A 15357-nucleotide genomic window follows, 5' to 3' on the forward strand; every position below is an offset into this window, starting at 1 on the left:
TGTATTCTTCATGTATACAATGCCGCTATGGACACGCTATCTCAACACGTTACCGACACGCTGCGGGACTGGGTGCTGCACGGCAAGTTCAGCCCTGGCGCCCGCCTGGAAGAAATCCCGCTGGCGGAAAAACTGGGGGTGTCGCGCACGCCGGTGCGCGCCGCGTTGGCCACGCTGGGCAACGAGGGTTTGCTGGAGCATCTGCCCAAGCGCGGCTATACGGTGCGTGCGTACGACATCGGTGAAATCGTGGCGGCCTACGAGGTGCGCGCGGCGCTGGAAGGGCTGGCCTGTCGCCAGGCCGCCATGCGCGGGTTATCGAACGATGCCGTCGCGGTATTGAAGAACTGCCTGGACGAGGGGGATCGGATCCTGGGCAAGGGAGTATTGCTGGCCGAGGATCATCTGCCGTACCAGCAGGTGAACATCACCCTGCACAACGGCATCCTGGAAGCGGCAGGCAACCCCTGGGTGCGGCGTTTTGCGACGCAGGCGCAGGCCATCCCCTACGCGTCGGACCGGATCATCCTGTGGGAGGACCACGGGATCATCTTGCGATCGCACGACGACCATCACCGCATCGTCAATGCGATCATCGCCCGCGACGGCGCGCGGGCCGAGGACCTGATGCGCGAACACGTGTATTACGCGGGCATCATCCTGAAGAACAACTACGAAAGGCTGGCGCAGGCGTACCGGGTATGAGGCAGCCTGGCCGGCCGCGCCTAGCCGGCCGCGCCTGGCCGGCCGCGTCTAGCCAGCTGCCGGCGCTTCCAGGCAGGGCTGGAATTCGCCAGTGGCGGGGTCGCGCAGGTATAGCAGGCCGGTGGCCACGCCGAAGTAGGTGCCGTGCAGTTCCAGATCGCCCTTTTCCACGCGGCGGCGGATGGACGGGAAGGTCATCAGGTTGTTCAGGCTGTGTTCGACCACGGCCAGTTCCAGACGCTTCAGGTTGGCTTGGCGGTCGCCCGTGCCGGGACCCAGGCGTTCGGCCACGGGTTCGATCTGCGACATCCACTTGCCGATGAAATCGCCCTTGGTCAGGGGCTTGGCGTCGTCGAAGAAGGAGCGGATACCGCCGCAGGACGCATGTCCCAGCACGACGATGTGTTTCACGTTCAGGCCGTTGACCGCGAATTCGATCGCGGCGCTGGTGCCGTGGTATGAGGATTCCGAATCCGGGTCACAGGGCGGGACCAGATTCGCGACGTTACGCACGACGAACATTTCGCCGGGCCCGGCGTCGAAGATGACTTCAGGCGACACGCGGGAGTCGCAGCACCCGATGATCAGGATTTCCGGGTTTTGTCCCGATTCGGCCAGCTTCTGGTATCGGCTGCTTTCTGAAGGGAAACGGCCCCCCAGGAAAGATTGATAGCCTTCGGTAAGTCTTTTTGGAAACATGATCTTTTCTTCCTCGTAGCTGGAGCCAGGCGTGCTGGCGCGTCGGCGCACGCAACAAGGGGCTTCGTGTGGAAGCCCCTTTTATTGAGTCGACAAACCGAATTTTCCCATATTTGACCTTGCGCCACGCTGTCTAAACCCTGAAGTAATCAGGGTTTTTTCCGGCGGGCAGGCCGTAAAGGAAAGCCTAGCGGGCGTCGACGTCCAACGCGGTGACGCGGGTGAATTGCAACGGGGTGACGGCCCGGATCTGCTTGATCTGCCCGGGCGCCAGCGGGCCGACAACATCGTCGCGCACGCGTCCGATCTCGCGGTTCTGCGCGTCGTACAGCACGAAAGTCAGCATGGCGCTGTTGATGTGCCGGGTGGATTGATTGGACAGCAGACCGGTGATGGCCGACATATTCTGGTTGACGTCGCGCACGGCCTGGACATTGCCCAGCGTGACGCCATAGACCAGGCTCTGCGCGGCGGCGGCGCCGGACAGGCCCGCAAGCAGCGCGAACGAAGCTAGGGCAAGTTTCATCATGGTCTCCTGTACTGCCGCGCTGTCGGGCGCCGGGCGCCTGCAGGGCGGTCATCGCCATCTCTGGGTTGAGGCATGCTTATCTCACACCTTTCGCGTCCGGCGCACAACGGGGCAAAGGGATGAATGGGTAACAGGTTGCTCTGATTGGTCGCAAATTCGCCAGCGGGTCGGGCTTGCAGAGGGGGAAGCCGCCAAGCGGTTCAGGGCCCCGTAAGGCCTTGGCGATTCTTGACTTTCCGCGCTCTTGCGAAGGCGTCTGGATTGTTCGATCATGACCGGGCCGGCGATTGGGCCGGCGGATCGTGCGGCCCGCCTTTGCGACTGAATCCAGGCGCGCGGGCGCCAAGGGAGGAACCCATGCTTTCCCGTACCAGCCAATTGGCCTCGGCCTTTCTGTTGACCGCTTGTTTCGCCGGGGCAGCCCTTGCCCAAACCCCCGCAGCGCCTGCCCCCGCAAAGACGCCCACGCCGCAGCAGCAGCGCATGGCCGATTGCAACAAGTCGGCGGAAGGCAAGAAGGGGGATGAGCGCAAGACCTACATGAGCAGCTGCCTGAAGGGCGAAACTGCCGCGCCGGCCAAGGAACTCACGCCGCAGCAGCAGAAAATGAAGGACTGCAACGCCAAGGCTACGTCGCAGCAGCTCACGGGCGACAAGCGCAAAACCTTCATGAGCACCTGCCTGAAAGGCTGACACCTCGAGAGCGGCATAGCGCCTGAGGCCCGGGGCAAGCGTCCGGTTTCCCAGCGTGCTCAAGCCATAACTCCACCCCAAAAGACGCCAGCCTGTAGCAACGGCTGGCGCTTTTTCATGCAGTTGCCGCGCGCGGCGCTCAATCCTTCAACCGCCCGAGCGCCCGGGCCCTTGCAGCCGGCCCAGCACGCCTTCCAGCGCCAGACCGACCGCCAGCACCTTGCGGTCCTCGCCCGGCAATCCGTCGACCTCCAGTCCTACCGGCAGCCCTTGCGCCGACAAGCCCGCGGGCACGCTCAGCCCGGGCAGGCCGGCGTTGCTGCCGGGATCGACGTTGCGCGCCAGGCGGCCGAAGCTCTCGAAGCTGCTGGCGTCCGGCGTCGCGGCCATGGGCGGGATCGGCACGGTCGGAAACAGCAGGCCGTCAAGGGCATGGTCCTGGAATGCCCGGCGGTACACGTTGATAAGTTCGTCGCGGTGCGTCGCCATGGCGCGTTCATACTGGGGTTGCAACGGCAGCACTTCGCCCGTGGGCAGGGGAAGCACGCCGGGCACGATCAGCCCTTCAAAGATTCCTTTGACGTCCGCGCTGGATATCTGCGCGACGACTTGCTCAAAAGTGACTCCGGTTCCATAGCGGCTGAGATAGTCCGTCAGATCGGCTTTCTGCTCGTACAGGCAGACAGGCATGCCCACCGCGGCGTTGCTGGCCTCCAGGCCGGGCATATCCAGCTCCACCAGTTGCACGCCGGCCGCGCGCAGCTTGGCGAGCGCGGCGTCCATCACGTCCTGTACCTGTGGGTCCAGGTCTTTCCAGAAATAGCCGCACAGGCCCAGGCGCATGCTTGTAAGCGGCAGCGCGGTCAGGGGCTGGTGGTCACCCGTCAGCACGGCATCCAGCAGCACGATGTCGTCCATGCTGTTGGCGATGGGCCCAGGTGTGTCGCGGGTATGCGAGATGGGCGTAATGCCGGCGCCGTCATAGCGCCCGACGGAGGGGCGAAACCCCACCGCGCCGTTGACCGCCGCCGGCAGGCGCACCGATGCGCCCGTGTCCGTGCCGAGCGCGGCCGGCGTCAGGCGCGCGCCCACGGCAGCGCCGCTGCCCGAGGATGAGCCGCCGGCGATCAGGCTGGCGTCGTATGCGTTGCGCGTGCCCTCGCCGCGCGTGCCGGGGAAAGCGGTGTTGTAGCCCGACACGCCGAACGCCAGTTCATGCATGTTGGTCTTGCCCACGATGACGGCGCCTGCCTCGCGCAGGCGGCAAACGACCGGCGCGTCCTGGGCTGGCCGGAAGTTTTTCAAGGCGGGCGTGCCTGCCGTATTGGGCAGGCCGGCGACATGGATATTGTCCTTGATGGCGATGGGCACGCCGGCCAACGGCAGCGCGGCCTGGCTCGCCTGGCCCCTGGCCGCATCGCTGGCGCGGGCCTGGGCCAGCGCACCCTCGCGGTCCACGGTGATGAAGGCGTTGAGATCTTCCCGGGCGGCGATGCGATCCAGGCAGGCCTGGGTCAGCGCAAGGCTGGTAAGGCGGCCCTGCCGGATCTGGGCCGCGGCCTCGGCGACGGTCAGGTCCGCCAGCGACGCGGCGGATAGAGGCTGTTTGGACGTATCGGACATGGCGCTTCCTTACCTGTGCGGGATTCTGACGAACCCGTACCTATACAGGTCGGAAGGGACGCTGTCGAGCGGTCCCGGCGCCAGCGGCGTATCAGCCCGGTTTTCTCACCACGATGGTCGCCGTGTCGCTGGTGAAGGAAGCGTCTTCCTGCACATCGAAGTGGGTGCGCACCACGTCTGGCGCGATGCCGAACATATGGCGCAGCGCCGCGACCAGCGTGTCCGGGGTACGCATGCGCGTGACCCAGGACTGGAACTCCAGCGGCAGGCGGCGCGGCACCAGGCCCTGCAAAGTGAAGCCGGCCTCGGTCAGCATGCGGGTCCATTCGGCGACCGAGTAGTCGCGCACGTGCGAGGTGTCGCGCAGCACTTCGATGGTCTGCAGCCAGGTGTCCAACAGCGGTTCGCCCGGAGACACCACGTCGGCGAACACGGCGATGCCGCCTGGCTTCAGCACGCGAAAGGCTTCGCGCAGGCCGCGCCCGGCGTCCTGCCAGTGATGGGTGGAGTAGCGCGACATCACCAGGTCGAACTCGCCGTCGCCAAACGGCAGGTACTCGGCCTTGCCCTGGCGCGTGGCGAGATTGGCCAGCCCGCGCTTGGCGGCTTCGCCCGCAACCACGTCCAGCATCTGCTGGGACAAGTCATATGCGGTCACTTGCTTGACATGTGGCGCCACGTGAAAGCTCACGTGGCCGCCGCCACAGCCCAAGTCCAGCAGCCGGGCTTCGGGATGCTGCGCGGCAATGTCGGCCATCTGCAGCAGGTCTTCGCCCTGGGCGTGTACGGCGCTGGTCAGGTAGGCGGTTGCGCGGGGGCTGAATTGGCGGTCGACGGCGGCGTCATGGGTGGTGGAGGTCATGGGAGTCCTTGGATGGCCGGGCCCGGCACGGATTGGGTAAGCGTTTGGAAGTGGCGGCCCAGGCGCTAAGATAGGCGGCTGCCCATACACGTACAAGCCCATTGCTCATCCTGGTATGACTACTTCCCCCCAGACGGCCGCCGCCGGCCACGAAGGTTCTCCCCTGCGCCGCCAGGCGCTCGGTGAATTCGTGCGTAGTGCCCGTTCACGCATCACACCCCAGATGGCGGGCTTGCCCGAAGGCATGCGCCGCCGCACCCCTGGGCTGCGGCGCGAAGAAGTCGCCCAGCTGTGCGGCATCAGCGTCACTTGGTACACGTGGATCGAACAGGGGCGGGAGGTGTCGGTATCGCCTTCGGTCTGGTCGCGCATCGCGGGCGTGTTGCAGCTGGCCCGTGCCGAACGTGCCTATCTGTTCGACCTGGCCGACTGCGCGGATCCGCAGCACGCGCGCGACGATGCCGGCGCGCCGGGTCCCTTGCAGGAATGCGTGAACGCGATCAATGCCCCGGCGTATGTGCTGGACCGCGCCTGGAACGTGCTTGCCTACAACGAGCCCCTGCGCGATCTGTTCGACAATTGGCCGGCGCGCGACGCTGAGCCCAATCTGCTGAGCTACATCTTCCTGGATCCCGCCGCGCGCGAGTTGGTGGTGGACTGGGACCAGCGCGCCCGCCGCGTGGTGGCGGAGTTTCGCGCCGATGCCGGCGCGCACCTGGATGAGTCGGCGGTGCTGGCGCTGCTGGACAACCTGAACCGGCAGAGCCCGGTGTTTGCGCATTGGTGGACGCGACATGCCGTGGTGGAGCGCGAAGGCGGCCTGCGCGAATTCCAGCATCCGCGCCGTGGCAAGCTCGCCTACCAGCAGATCACGTTCCGGCTCGCGACGCACCCGGATCTGAAACTGGTGATGTTGCTGGGAGCGGGCGCGGAACCCGCGGATGCCGGCTAGGCATTTGCCGGCGCGTTAATTCACGAGCCCGTGTTCCGTGAGATAGCGGATCAGGAATTCGCCATGGCCTTCGATATCGCGGCGGATTTCACGCACGACGGCCTCGGTATCGCCAGCTTCCAAGGCCGCGATGATGCCTTCGTGCGGATGTCCGTTGGGCAGGACAGGGAAGGGCGGGGTATAGAGGTACGACAGGTATGAAGCCGTCTGCACCCATAGATTCTCGATCATGAACAGCAGATGCGGCATCTGCGCGGCCGAGTACAGCGCGAAGTGGAAATCGAAGTTCCGGGCCAGTACCGGGGCCATCAGTTGTTGCTTGCGGCTATCCATCAGGCTGGCATGGATGCCGCGCAGTTCGGCGATCAGCGCCGGGGTTGCGTGAGGCACGGCGCGACGGGCGGCGAAGCACTCCAGTTCCAGGCGGATGCTGCGCAGTTCCTGTAGCTGGGCCACGGTAAGTTCAGGCACTTTGACCGATTTGCCTGGGCTGAGCGTGAGCGCGCGTTCGGACACCAGTTGCAGCAAGGCCTCGCGCACGGGCGTCTGGCTCACGCCCAGCGTATCGGTAATCGAGCGCAGCGTAATGGTGTCGCCGGGCCGTAGCTCACCCATCATGATCTTCTGCTTGATTTCACGATAGATGCGGGCGGTCATGTTTTCCCGCTGCATCGGCGCCAAATTCATGGTCATTCTGTGTTCCTGGTCGGCCGGGCCGCGTGGGTCGGCGCGGGGCTGGCCGCGCATGGCTGATTTTACCGTCGCCCCGGTCGCCGAATTTATATTTTGTAAAAAATAAAATGATTGACCGCGATTCGAGACGCCGTCTATATTTTATAAAATATAAACAGGAGACGAGATGTCGACGTTGCACCCCTTGGCCGCGCCCGGCCTCACCAACCATGGCACGGTGGCTCACCTGATCGCGAAAGCGCTCATCCGTCACGGCGTCACCCATGTATTCGGCCAAAGCCTGCCCAGCATGCTGCACCTGGCTTGCGAAGAGCTCGGCCTGACCCAAGTGGCGTACCGCAGCGAAAACGCCGGCGGCTACATGGCGGACGGCTATGCCCGCATTACCGGCAAGCCCGCTATCGTCACGGCCCAGAACGGCCCTGCTGCGACCCTGCTGGTACCGCCTCTGGCCGAGGCCCTCAAGGTATCGATACCGGTGATTGCGCTGGTGCAGGATGTCAATCGCGATCAGACCGACAAGAACGCTTTCCAGGAGTTTGACCATCTAGGCTTGTTCTCGTCCTGCACCAAGTGGGTACGCCGTGTCACCGAGGCCTCGCGGGTCGAGGACTACGTGGACCAGGCATTCGCGATTGCCTGCTCTGGCCGGCCGGGGCCGGTCGCGCTGATGCTGCCCGCGGATCTGCTGACCGAGGCCGCGGCGGCGACGCAGCGGCAGGCGAACCTGGGGCATTTCCCCTTGGACCGCAATGTGGCGGCCGATGATGCGGTCCAGGCCGCTGCTGACCTGCTTGCCGGCGCTCAACGGCCCGTGATCATCGCCGGGGGCGGTGTGCATGTGTCCGGCGCCAGCCAGGCCCTGGCTGCCTTGCAGGAATCAGCGCATCTGCCGGTGGGCACCACTGTGATGGGCAAGGGCGGCGTCGACGAGCGGCATCCGCTTTCGCTGGGCGTGGTCGGCTACTTTATGGGCCCCAACAGCGCCAGTCGCGACCTGCGCCCGTTGATCACCGATGCCGACGTGGTGTTGCTGGTGGGCTCGCGCACCAACCAGAACGCGACCGACTCCTGGAAGCTCTATCCGAAGAACGCCCGCTACATCCATATCGATGTCGACGGCGCTGAAATCGGCCGCAATTACGAAGCGCTGCGCCTGGCGGGAGACGCGAGGGAAACGCTGCTGGCCTTGCAGCGCGCGCTTGCCAGCCGCGACCTGTCGGCCGCCCAATCGCGCCGGGCGGGGCTCGAGGCCGCCATTCAGGCCGGCCGCGCTTCCTCCTGGGAAGCATCGCGCGCCGTGCGCCTGTCCGACCAACAACCGATTCGCCCCGAACGCCTGCTGGAGGAGATCCGCCAGGACGTGGACCAGGACACGATCGTGGTGGCGGATGCGAGCTATTCGTCCATCTGGATCGCCAACTACCTGACGTCCCTGGCGCCGGGCATGCGCTTCCTGACGCCGCGGGGCTTGGCCGGTCTGGGTTGGGGCTTCCCCATGGCCATGGGCGCCAAAGTAGCCAGGCCGGACGCGCACGTGGTCTGCGTCGTGGGCGACGGCGGCTTCGGCCATGTCTGGTCGGAGCTGGAAACCGCAAGACGCATGGGCATCAAGGTCACGCTGGTCGTGATCAACAACGGCATTCTCGGCTTCCAGAAGCATGCCGAAAACGTCAAGTTCGGCACCCATACGTCCGCCGTGCATTTCCACCCCGTGGATCATGCTGCGGTAGCGCGGGCGGCCGGCTGCCTGGGCGTGCGCATCGAGGCGCCGGCTGATCTTGCCGGCGCGCTGCGCGAGGCCCGCCGTGCCGAGCTGACTACCCTGATCGAAGTCATGTGCGACGAAAACGCGTTCCCCCCGATTACCTTCTTCACGGCGGAACAGGCATGAAAAAAGACCCTAGCAAAGTCGCGCTGGTAACCGGCGCGGGACGCGGCATCGGCCTGGAGGTTGCGCGTCTTCTATTGGACAAGGGCTACCGCGTCGTGGCGGTCAGCCGTGAGGGTGTCGACGCGCAAAAGCTGGGAGGTCCATCCGATCGGCTGCGCACGGAATGCGCCGACGTGACCGATTACCCCGCCATGCAGGCACTGGTGGAAAGTGCGCGTGAAACCTGGGGGCCGGTTTCGGTATTGATGAACAACGCTGGCATTTCGCCCAAACAGGCGGACGGCAATTCCTCGGGCATTCTGGACATCACACCGCAGGAATGGGAATCCGTGTTGCAGGTCAATCTGACGTCCATACTCCGGCTATGCCAAATGGTGTTGCCCGCCATGCGAGACCAGGGTTGGGGGCGCATCGTCAACGTGTCTTCGCTGGCTGGCCGGGCTAAATCCCTGGTAGCCGGCGGCAGCTACATGGCCTCCAAGGCGGGCGTGCTGGGCCTGACCCGCGCGATCGCGGCGGAGATGGGCCCGCACGGTATTACCGCCAATGCCATTACGCCGGGCCGGATCCTGACGGAGATGGCGCAGCAGGCCGCGCCGTCGGTGAACGAAAACTACGCGGCGCAGATTCCCGTGCGCCGTTTGGGCACTCCCGAGGAAGTCGCGTCGGCCATGGTTTTCCTGGCCGGGGAAGAGGCCGGATTCATCAATGGCGCAATCCTCGATATCAACGGCGGCTTCTACATGCCTTGAGCAGGCAGCCCCTATACAAAAACCAACAGGAGACAAGCATGAAAGGAGTATCGATGCTGGCGGCGTTCGCCGCCGCCACTGCGCTGTGCGCGGCAGCCGCGCCAGCCTGGGCATGGCCCGACAAGGAGGTCACGCTGACAGTCAATTACGGGGCAGGCGGCAATACCGACGTTGCGAGCCGTGAGCTGGCGCGCGCGATGGAAGCGGATCTGGGACGCGCGGTGGTGGTATTCAACCGCCCTGGCGCCTTGGGCACCATCGGCCCGGCCTATGTCGCCAAGCAGCCCGCCGACGGCTACAACGTGGGCGTGGTGACGCTGTCGTCCATTGCCATCATGCCGCATCTGATGACCATCCCCTATGCCGCCCGCGACTTCGAATTCGTTGCGGCCTACGGCCGCTACCGCTATGGCGTGGTGGTGCGAGCGGATTCTCCCTACAAGAGCGTTGCCGACTTGGTCGCGGCTGCCAAGCAAGGTCCTGGCATTTTCTTTGGCGCGCCTTCCGCGCCCAACAACCTCGCCATGTTCGACCTTGGGCGCGTTACCGGTGCAAAGTTCGAGCAGGTGTCGTACAAGTCCGGCAGCGAGACCGTATCGGCCCTGCTGGGCAAACAGGTCGATGCCATTGTGCAGAATCCTTCGGACGTGACCAGCTACATCCAATCCGGCCGGTTGCGCCTGCTGGCATCCGCGAGTCCCATTCGCTGGCCCGAGTTTCCGGACGTGCCCACGCTGAAAGAAGCTGGCTACGACGTGGAAATCGATTCCTGGCTGGGGCTGGCGGTGCCCAAGGGCACACCGGAACCGGTGCGCACGCGCCTGGAACAGTCGGCAAAAGCGGCGGTGGCTTCGGATCGTCTGCAGCAGACCTACAAGCAATTGGGCGTGGACCCGGTGTGGCTGTCGGGGCAGGACTACGCCAAGATGGTCGATACGACCTACGAGCAAATGGGCAGAGCCATCAAGGCAGCCAATCTGCCGCGCATGACCAACTGAACGACGCGCCGCCGCTCAGTCCCTGAACAAGCTGTCCTGCACGCCCGCTTCGACCAGCCCCTGCAACAGCTTCTTCACGGGCGCCGGCAGCGCCACTGAGCCCAGTTCTTGCGCCGGCACCCAGCGTTCGGGCCTTGCCGATTCGCGCAGGCCGGCGGCTCGCACGGCCACGAGCCAGGGGCGGATGTGCAGGCGGTAGTGCGTGAAGGTATGGGCGAAAGCGGCCAGTTCGAAGCGCTGTTCAGGTTCCAGGCCCAGTGCGCGCGAAGCGCTTTCCGGGTCTTGCGACACGTCGAACTCCGGCAGGCTCCATAGCCCGCCCCAGATGCCGGGCTCGGGCCGTTGCTGCAGCAGGAACGCGCCCTCGTGCCGAAGCACCAGCATACAGGTCTCGCGTTCCGGGATCGCCTTGCGCGCCTTGGGCGTGGGCAGTTCGGCCTGGCGGCCTTCGCGCTTGGCCACGCAACTGGTCGCCACGGGGCAGGATTCGCAAGCGGGCTTGCCGCGGGTGCATAGCGTGGCGCCCAGGTCCATCAACCCTTGCGTATAGGCTGCCATGTCCAGTCCGGGCGCGGCCTCGACCTGCGCGTCGGCCAGCGCCCACAGCTTCTGTTCGACCTCACGCTTGGCCGGATCGCCGGCGATGCCGAAGTGCCGCGTGAACACGCGTTTGACGTTGCCGTCCAGGATGGGAGAGCGCTCGCCATAGGCAAACGCGGCGATGGCCGCGGCGGTGGAGCGGCCGATGCCGGGCAGCGTGGCGATCGCTTCGGCCGTGGGCGGAAAACGGCCGCCCCAGTCGCGCGCGATTTCCTGCGCGCAACGGTGCAGGTTGCGCGCGCGGGCGTAATAGCCCAGCCCGGCCCAATAGGGCATGACGTCTTCCTGGGCGGCTGCCGCCAGCGCGGCTACGTCCGGGAACCGCTGCAGGAAGCGCTCGTAATAAGGGATGACCGTCGCCACCTGCGTCTGCTGCAGCATGATCTCCGAGAGCCAGATGCGGTAAGGATCCCGGGTGTTTTGCCAGGGGAGGTCGTGGCGGCCGTGTTGGCGCTGCCAGTCGACGATACGAGGGGCGAAGTTCATGGCGGCAATTATCGCATCGCCCTATTGCCCGGGGTGGGGCGACCGGTTACAACCGATGGAAACAGAAGCGCGCCAGCGCCCGCAATTCACGTCCCTTGCTCGCCCGCGTGCGCTTCAAGAGGGTGTCGCGCGAAGCCGGCCGGGGTTCCTGGATCCCTTGGAGTAGACATGAACGCTCCTGTTACGCCTGCCTTGCGTGCCGCGCTTGAATCCGTGCAACTGGACGACAAGTACACCCTGGAGTCCGGGCGCGCCTGGATGAGCGGCATCCACGCCCTGGTCCGCCTGCCCATGATGCAGCGCGTGCGCGATGCGCGCGCCGGCCTGAACACCGCGGGCTTTGTGTCCGGCTACCGAGGTTCTCCGCTGGGTGGCGTCGACCAGAACATGTGGAAGGCGGCCAAGTACCTGAAGGCTCACCACATCGAATTCCAGCCCGGCATCAACGAAGACCTGGCCGCCACCGCAGTGTGGGGATCGCAGCAGGTCAATCTGTTTCCCGGTGCCAAGTATGACGGCGTTTTCGGGATGTGGTACGGCAAGGGACCCGGCGTGGACCGCTGCGGAGACGTCTTCAAGCACGCCAACGCGGCGGGCACGTCGCGCCACGGCGGTGTGCTGGTGGTGGCGGGGGACGACCATCCCGCCAAGTCCTCGACGCTGCCTCACCAGAGCGACCACATCCTCAAGGCCTGCATGATCCCCGCCTTGTTCCCTTCCAGCGTCCAGGAAGTGTTGGACTATGGCTTGCATGGCTGGGCGATGAGCCGCTATGCGGGCGTATGGGTGGGCATGAAGTGCATTACCGACATCGTCGAGGTATCGGCTTCCGTGGATGTGGATCCTCACCGCGTGGAGATCGTGCTGCCGCAGGACTTCCTGTTGCCGGCCGACGGCCTGAACATCCGGTTGCCCGATACGCCGCTACAGCAGGAAGCCCGCCTGCTGGACTACAAGCTCTATGCCGCGCTGGCCTATGCCCGCGCCAATAAGCTCAACCGCGAGCTCTGGCAGGTGCCGCAGCGCGATGCGCGCTTCGGCATCATGACGTCGGGCAAGGCTTACCTGGACACGCGCCAGGCGCTGTCGGACCTGGGCCTGTCCGAAGCGGTGTGCCAGCGCATCGGCCTGCGTCTGTTTAAAGTAGGCATGGTCTGGCCGCTGGAGTCCACCGGCATGCAGCGTTTTGCGGAAGGCCTGGACGAGATCCTGGTGGTCGAGGAAAAGCGCCAGGTACTGGAATACCAGCTGAAGGAGGAGTTGTTCAGCTGGATCGGCAGCGGCAAGAAGATTCCGCGCGTGGTGGGAAAATTCGACGACAAGGACGGCGGGGAATGGTCGGTGCCGCAAGGCAATTGGCTGCTGCCGGCGCATTACGAGTTCTCGCCCGCGATGGTGGCGCGCGCGATTGCCGCGCGTCTGCTGCGCTTCGAACTGCCTGAAGATGTGCGCGCCGGTATCGAGGCTCGTCTGGCCTTCATCAGCGGCCGTGAACAGGCGCTGGCGCGCCCGCGTGTCGTCGAAGAACGCAAACCCTGGTTCTGTTCGGGGTGTCCGCACAATACCTCGACCCGCCTGCCGGAAGGCTCGCGCGGGATGGCGGGCATAGGCTGTCATTACATGGTCCGGTGGATGGACCGAAGCACCGACGTTTACACGCAGATGGGCGGCGAGGGCGTGCCATGGGTTGGGCAGGCGCCGTTCACCGAGGAAAAGCACGTCTTCGCCAACTTGGGGGACGGCACGTATTTTCATTCTGGCCTCTTGGCGATACGCGCGGCGGTGGCGGCCAAGGTACCCATCACGTACAAGATCCTGTTCAACGATGCTGTGGCGATGACGGGCGGGCAGCCGGTAGACGGCCCCTTGAGCGTGCCGATGATCAGCCGCCAGATGGCGGCCGAAGGCATCGACAAGATCATCGTCGTCACCGACGACACGGAGAAGTATCAGCGCATCGAAGGCATGGCGCCCGGCGTTCCGGTCAGGCACCGCGACGAGCTGGACGCGGTGATGCGCGAACTGCGCGAGCATCCCGCGGTGTCGGTGCTGATCTATGACCAGACCTGCGCCACCGAGAAGCGCCGCCGCCGCAAGCGCAACGCGTACCCCGACCCGGCTCGCCGCGTGCTCATCAATGAGCGCGTGTGCGAAGGCTGCGGAGACTGCTCGCAGAAATCCCATTGCCTGTCCGTGGAACCCTTGGATACAGAGTTCGGCCGCAAGCGCACGATCAACCAATCCAGCTGCAACAAGGATTTTTCCTGTCTGAAGGGCTTTTGCCCCAGCTTTGTCACGGTGGAAGGCGGCAAGCTCAAGAAGCCGGGCGCGCTGGCTCAAGACGGCGCCATCGACGACGACGTGCCGCATCCGGCCGCGCGAGAACTGCATCAGCCATACGGCGTCTTCATTGCGGGCGTGGGCGGAACGGGCGTGGTGACCATAGGGCAGCTCTTGGGCATGGCCGCGCACCTGGAAGGCAAGGGTTGTTCAGTGCTGGACATGGCGGGGCTGGCGCAGAAGGGCGGCGCGGTGTATTCGCACGTGGTGCTTGCGCAAACGCCCGACCATCTGCTGAACACCCGCGTCGCCATGGGTGAGGCCGATCTGCTGCTGGCTGGCGACCTGGTCGTAGCCACCAGCGCGGAATCCATGGCACGGGTGAATCCTGAGCGCACGCGTGTCCTGCTCAACAGCGACACGGCGCCCACCGCCGCTTTCGTCAGCAACCCTGACTGGACGCTGCCGGGCGCCAACCTGACCACGGACCTGGCGGCTGCCTGCGGCAAGGAGCACCTGGCCACTGTCGACGCGGCCGCGCTGGCCGTGTGCCTGTTGGGCGACGCGATCTATTCCAATCCGCTGATGATGGGCTATGCCTATCAGAAGGGCTGGATTCCGCTGTCGCAGGATGCGCTGTTGCGCGCCATCGAGCTGAACGGCCAACAGGTGCCAAACAACCTCGCGGCCTTCGCCTGGGGCCGCCGCGCCGCGCACGACCTCGCAGACGTGAAGCGCCTGATCGCCAATGGCGGCGCGCCTTCTCACCCGGAGGGCATCATCGAGCTCAAGCGTCCACGCGCACCCAGCCCCGTGCTGGAACTGAAGAAGCCGGCCGGCGAGCTGGAACGGTTGGTGATGGTGCGCAAGGCTTTCCTGACCGACTATCAGAACGAGGCCTACGCCCGGCAATACACCGAGCTGGTGGACAAGGTGGCACGGGCCGAGCGCGAGGCCACAGGCACCAACCGGCTGGCGCTGGCGGTCGCACGCTACTACTTCAAACTGATGGCCTACAAGGACGAGTACGAGGTGGCGCGGCTGTACACGGACGGCGAGTTCCTCAAGCGCGTGCAGGCGCAGTTCGAAGGCGACTGGAAGCTGCGCTTCCACCTGGCGCCGCCGCTGTTTGCGCGCCGCGACAAGGACGGCCATCTGATCAAGCGCAGCTACGGGCCCGGAATGCTGCGAGTCTTTGGCCTGCTGGCGCGGATGCGCAGGCTGCGCGGCTCACGATTGGACCCTTTCGGCTACACGGCCGAGCGCCGCGCGGAACGCGAACTGATCCGCGAATATCGCGAGACGGTGACGGCGATCCTGTCGAAATTGAATCGCGGCAACCTGGAGCGCGCGGTGGCATTGGCTAGCTTGCCCGAGGATATACGGGGGTATGGGCATGTGAAGGAGGCGGCGATGGCGAAGGTGGCGTCGCGGAGGGAGGAGTTGCTGAAGGGGTTTAGTGCGACGGTGGTTTCTATCGGGGGGGCTAGGGTGGCTTGAGGTGTTGGCTATTTGCTTTTGGCTCTGTTGCGGGGAGGGTTCTTAACGCGCCCGCCGCTTCGGGAGCGTGCGGGGCGCGGGGCAACGATTG

At 65.2% G+C, this 15357-nt stretch carries 13 protein-coding genes; 7 read left to right on the forward strand and 6 right to left on the reverse strand.

The window, feature by feature from the left end; translation table 11 throughout:
• Positions 1-27: 27 nt before the first annotated feature.
• Positions 28-705: a GntR family transcriptional regulator gene (locus tag VCS63_RS05605; protein WP_042795467.1), complete on the forward strand. Its 678-nt coding sequence runs from the start codon at positions 28-30 to the stop codon at positions 703-705.
• 48 nt (positions 706-753) lie between these two features.
• On the opposite strand, the gene VCS63_RS05610 is transcribed toward VCS63_RS05605, so the two are convergent.
• Positions 754-1404, reverse strand: coding sequence for a carbonic anhydrase (locus tag VCS63_RS05610; protein WP_323878810.1), 651 nt, complete (start codon positions 1402-1404; stop codon positions 754-756).
• Between the two features lie 187 nt (positions 1405-1591).
• Complete coding sequence (locus VCS63_RS05615; protein ID WP_323878813.1) at positions 1592-1930, reverse strand: FxLYD domain-containing protein; 339 nt, start codon at positions 1928-1930, stop codon at positions 1592-1594.
• A gap of 360 nt (positions 1931-2290) precedes the next feature.
• On the opposite strand from VCS63_RS05615, the gene VCS63_RS05620 reads away from it, so the two are divergent.
• Positions 2291-2626: a PsiF family protein gene (locus tag VCS63_RS05620; protein ID WP_042795465.1), complete on the forward strand. Its 336-nt coding sequence runs from the start codon at positions 2291-2293 to the stop codon at positions 2624-2626.
• 147 nt (positions 2627-2773) lie between these two features.
• Here VCS63_RS05620 and iaaH read toward each other — a convergent pair whose 3' ends face one another.
• Entirely contained in the window at positions 2774-4249 is a 1476-nt protein-coding gene (gene iaaH / locus VCS63_RS05625; RefSeq protein ID WP_323878818.1) for an indoleacetamide hydrolase, read from the reverse strand.
• Positions 4250-4340: 91 nt separating this feature from the next.
• Complete coding sequence (locus VCS63_RS05630; protein WP_175199937.1) at positions 4341-5111, reverse strand: class I SAM-dependent methyltransferase; 771 nt, start codon at positions 5109-5111, stop codon at positions 4341-4343.
• A gap of 115 nt (positions 5112-5226) precedes the next feature.
• Here VCS63_RS05630 and VCS63_RS05635 point away from each other — a divergent pair, with 115 nt between their 5' ends.
• Positions 5227-6063, forward strand: coding sequence for a helix-turn-helix transcriptional regulator (locus VCS63_RS05635; protein ID WP_063639370.1), 837 nt, complete (start codon positions 5227-5229; stop codon positions 6061-6063).
• Between the two features lie 15 nt (positions 6064-6078).
• Here the strand turns inward: VCS63_RS05635 and VCS63_RS05640 are convergent, their stop codons facing one another.
• A complete protein-coding gene (locus VCS63_RS05640) occupies positions 6079-6756 on the reverse strand; it encodes a GntR family transcriptional regulator (RefSeq protein ID WP_323878822.1) in 678 nt (225 codons plus the stop codon).
• A gap of 166 nt (positions 6757-6922) precedes the next feature.
• On the opposite strand from VCS63_RS05640, the gene VCS63_RS05645 reads away from it, so the two are divergent.
• From VCS63_RS05645 to VCS63_RS05655, 3 genes are read left to right on the forward strand one after another with little or no spacing between them, the layout of a single operon-like run.
• On the forward strand, positions 6923-8650 hold the full coding sequence (locus VCS63_RS05645; RefSeq protein ID WP_323878825.1) for an acetolactate synthase catalytic subunit: 1728 nt from the start codon (positions 6923-6925) through the stop codon (positions 8648-8650).
• Positions 8647-9402: a 3-oxoacyl-ACP reductase gene (locus tag VCS63_RS05650; RefSeq protein ID WP_063639371.1), complete on the forward strand. Its 756-nt coding sequence runs from the start codon at positions 8647-8649 to the stop codon at positions 9400-9402. The genes VCS63_RS05645 and VCS63_RS05650 overlap by 4 nt, the downstream gene beginning before the upstream one ends.
• A gap of 38 nt (positions 9403-9440) precedes the next feature.
• On the forward strand, positions 9441-10400 hold the full coding sequence (locus VCS63_RS05655; protein WP_063639372.1) for a tripartite tricarboxylate transporter substrate binding protein: 960 nt from the start codon (positions 9441-9443) through the stop codon (positions 10398-10400).
• A gap of 15 nt (positions 10401-10415) precedes the next feature.
• On the opposite strand, the gene mutY is transcribed toward VCS63_RS05655, so the two are convergent.
• A complete protein-coding gene (mutY, locus tag VCS63_RS05660) occupies positions 10416-11486 on the reverse strand; it encodes an A/G-specific adenine glycosylase (RefSeq protein WP_063960420.1) in 1071 nt (356 codons plus the stop codon).
• 168 nt (positions 11487-11654) lie between these two features.
• Here mutY and VCS63_RS05665 point away from each other — a divergent pair, with 168 nt between their 5' ends.
• Complete coding sequence (locus VCS63_RS05665; RefSeq protein WP_323878828.1) at positions 11655-15266, forward strand: indolepyruvate ferredoxin oxidoreductase family protein; 3612 nt, start codon at positions 11655-11657, stop codon at positions 15264-15266.
• Positions 15267-15357: the final 91 nt, after the last annotated feature.

It is taken from the genome of Achromobacter sp. D10, assembly GCF_035282245.1.
GTDB lineage: Bacteria > Pseudomonadota > Gammaproteobacteria > Burkholderiales > Burkholderiaceae_B > Achromobacter > Achromobacter insolitus.